The sequence below is a fragment of the Salinigranum sp. genome (genome assembly GCF_041641895.1).
GTDB lineage: Archaea > Halobacteriota > Halobacteria > Halobacteriales > Haloferacaceae > Salinigranum.
Genome location: NZ_JBEPXO010000151.1, coordinates 1 through 2710, shown reverse-complemented (window position 1 = coordinate 2710; position 2710 = coordinate 1). Strand labels below are relative to the sequence as shown.

The 2710-nt window shown below is 67.8% G+C and carries 5 protein-coding genes and 1 pseudogene; all 6 read left to right on the top strand.

The features are described 5' to 3' along the window. Positions 1-528 precede the first annotated feature (528 nt). Positions 529-681, top strand: coding sequence for a 50S ribosomal protein L39e (locus tag ACESK5_RS19065; RefSeq protein ID WP_372913162.1), 153 nt, complete (start codon positions 529-531; stop codon positions 679-681). 3 nt (positions 682-684) lie between these two features. Next, positions 685-963, top strand: coding sequence for a 50S ribosomal protein L31e (locus tag ACESK5_RS19060; RefSeq protein WP_372913161.1), 279 nt, complete (start codon positions 685-687; stop codon positions 961-963). Between the two features lie 3 nt (positions 964-966). Further along, on the top strand, positions 967-1632 hold the full coding sequence (locus ACESK5_RS19055; RefSeq protein WP_372913160.1) for a translation initiation factor IF-6: 666 nt from the start codon (positions 967-969) through the stop codon (positions 1630-1632). 101 nt (positions 1633-1733) lie between these two features. Then, on the top strand, positions 1734-1910 hold the full coding sequence (rpl18a, locus tag ACESK5_RS19050; protein WP_372913159.1) for a 50S ribosomal protein L18Ae: 177 nt from the start codon (positions 1734-1736) through the stop codon (positions 1908-1910). Next, positions 1910-2392: a prefoldin subunit alpha gene (gene pfdA, locus ACESK5_RS19045; RefSeq protein WP_372913163.1), complete on the top strand. Its 483-nt coding sequence runs from the start codon at positions 1910-1912 to the stop codon at positions 2390-2392. The genes rpl18a and pfdA overlap by 1 nt, the downstream gene beginning before the upstream one ends. A gap of 6 nt (positions 2393-2398) precedes the next feature. Then, positions 2399-2710: pseudogene (locus tag ACESK5_RS19040) on the top strand (signal recognition particle-docking protein FtsY); the annotation flags it as partial.

Genomic DNA, 2710 nt, shown 5'->3' with positions numbered 1-2710 from the left:
GGCTCGCGGTCGAATCGTTCTCTTGCAGACGCTCCGGGTGGCCACCCCGCCCGGGAGTGACCCGGCTGGCCTGCTCGGGCCGCTCCGCCGGCCACGACTCCGCACTCTCCCGGACTTCCGACTTCGCTGGTATGGGTTCGGTCAGCGGCTCTGTCTGCGCCTCGACCCGGCCGTGCCGCTCCGCGACCCGGCGTGGGTGGCCGTGCGCTCTGGTCCGCTCGCGCTGACACCGCGGCCCGTCCGCCGGTACCGCCGCCTCCCTGCCGCCGCGCCACCGTCGGGAACGCCGGCCTCGGACGCTCTGGCCCGCTCCGGGTCGGTTCGCTCGTCTCACCGCTCGCTCCCCGTACACCGTATGCGACGATACGAAACACGCGCACCGTGGCCGACCGGCTCCGGCTCCGGTCCTGTGTTACCCGCCGCTCTGTCCTCTGTCCTGTGTTCCGTCGCGTGCGACCACGCGTCTCTCGACGGCTGGAGACGCGAAAGAACAAGATTTTATGCGACGCTCAAGAAGTACCCGTCACTATGGGTAAGAAATCGAAGGCCAAGAAGAAGCGGCTGGCCAAACTCGAGCGGCAGAACAGCCGGGTCCCCGCGTGGGTCATGATGAAGATGGACATGGAAGTCCAGCGCAACCCCAAGCGACGCAACTGGCGCCGCAGCGACACGGACGAGTAACCGATGAGCTCCAGTGACTTCGAAGAGCGTGTCGTCACCGTCCCGCTCCGCAAGGTGAAGGCCGTCCCGGACCACGAACAGGCCGGTCGAGCCATGACGCTCGTCCGCGAGCACCTCGCGAAACACTTCAACGTCGACGAGAGCGACGTCCGGCTGGACCCGTCGCTCAACGAGACCGTCTGGGCTCGCGGCCGACAGAACCCGCCGAGCAAGCTTCGCGTCCGCGCCGCCCGCTTCGTCGAGGACGGCGAGCCCATCGTCGAGGCCGAGCCCGCGCGATAACACGTGCTCCGCGTCTCCTTCGCCGGTTCGTCGTACATCGGTGTCTTCGCACGCGCGACAGACGACTGTCTGCTCGTCCGCCCCGACGCCGACACCGACCTCGTCGCCGCTCTCGGTGAGGAACTCGACGTTCCCACCCTCGGGACGACCGTCGGCGGCTCCGCCACCGTCGGCGCGCTCGCGACCGGTAACGAGAACGGCATCCTCGTCACGAGCCGGTCGACGGAGCGCGAGCGTGAAGCCATCGCCGACGTCGCGGACCTCCCGGTGTACGAACTGCCCGGTCGCATCAACGCCGCCGGCAACGTCGTCCTCGCGAACGACTACGGCGCGTACGTCCACCCAGAACTCTCCGACGACGCCGTCGCCGTCGTCCGTGAGGCACTCGACGTCCCAGTCGAACGCGGCGACCTCGCGGACGTCCGGACCGTGGGGACCGCCGCCGTGGCGAACAACCGCGGCGTGCTCTGTCACCCCAAGTCGAGGGAGCCGGAACTCGAGGCGCTCGAGGAACTGCTCGACGTCCGCGCCGACATCGGCACGGTGAACTACGGCGCGCCGCTCGTCGGGAGCGGTCTCGTCGCGAACGAGGCCGGCTACGCCGTCGGCGAGGACACCACCGGCCCCGAACTCGGCCGTATCGAGGACGCCCTCGGCTACATCGACTGACGCTCGTTCCTCGACTCGTGAGTCGCGTCCTCTCTCCGCCGTGTGGCCGCCGACAACTCCGAGTAGGAAGACTCTTCCCGCTCCTTCACGCAGGCGTAGACATGAGCCAGTTTACGGTGAGCGGCCGCTTCCGGACCCGGCACGGGCTCCAGGAGTTCACGAAGAGTATCGAGGCACCGAACGAGTCGGTCGCTCGCGAACACGTCCTGTCGCAGCTGGGCAGCGAGCACAACCTCAAGCGCACCCAGGTCGAACTCGGGGAGGTGACCGCCGCATGATGGGTGGCGGCGGCAACCAGCAGCTCCAGCAGCTCTCGCAGGAACTGCAGGCGATTCAGGGCGAAATCGACGAACTCGAGGCGCAGATCGACGAGTACCAGGAGGAGCAGGACGAAATCGACGAGGCCGTCGAGGCAATCGAGACGCTCGAGACCGGTTCGACCGTGCAGGTCCCGCTCGGCGGCGGCGCGTACGTCCGCGCTGAGATTCAGGACATCGACGAGATCATCGTCGAACTCGGTGGCAACTACGCCGCGGAGCAAGAACAGGACGCCGCCGCGGAGGCGCTGCAGCACAAGAAAGAGGCGCTCGACGACCGCATCGACGAGGTCCGCGAGGACATCGACGACCTCGAAGACGAGAGTTCCGAACTCGAACAGCAGGCCCAGCAGATGCAACAGCAGATGCAGCAGCAGCAGATGCAGCAGATGCAGCAGCAGCAGATGCAACAGCAGGCCGAGGACGAAGGCGACGACGAGTAACCGCAGATGTTCGACGGGCTGAAGGAGAAGCTCAACAGCTTCCGCAAGGACGTCGAGGAGACGGCCGAGGAGAAGGCAGAGGCCGAAGCCGAGGCTGAGGCGAACGCCGATGCGGATGCCGACGTGGAACCCACGGCCGAGGGGACGACCGGGACCGACGAGGCGGTCGACACCGACGCCGAGGCGGACACGCCGTTGACCGACACCGACGCCGAGGCGGACACGCCGTCGACCGACACCGACGCCGAGGCGGACGAGTCCGACGCCGCTGTCGACCGTAGTGAGTCCGACGCCGTCGGAACGGCCGCGTCTGCCGAG